This window comes from Streptomyces violaceorubidus (genome assembly GCF_000717995.1).
GTDB lineage: Bacteria > Actinomycetota > Actinomycetes > Streptomycetales > Streptomycetaceae > Streptomyces > Streptomyces violaceorubidus.
The window spans coordinates 1-211 of record NZ_JODM01000254.1; the positions used below are offsets into that span (position 1 = coordinate 1).

The following is a 211-nucleotide window of genomic DNA, read 5'->3' on the forward strand; positions in this document are numbered from 1 at the left end:
GTGGACGCGAGCGGGCGCGTGCTGTCGGGGCGGCAGGTGCGGGCCGAGCTCGCGGGAGCGCTGTCCGCGGAGCTGGGCCGGCCCGCCGGGCAGCGCCGGTTGTGGCCGCTGGTCGACGGCGGGGTTCTGCCGCAGTGGTACGGGGCGTGGGCCGCCCGGCAGTCGGGGATCGATCCGCAGAGTGTGGGGATGTCCCCGCAGGCACTGAGCG

At 77.7% G+C, this 211-nt stretch carries 1 protein-coding gene; it reads left to right on the top strand.

All coding sequences use genetic code 11. The annotated features are described in order from the left end of the window. Positions 1–211: hypothetical protein (locus IE94_RS37050; protein ID WP_157849478.1), on the top strand; the 211-nt coding region annotated here is incomplete at both ends.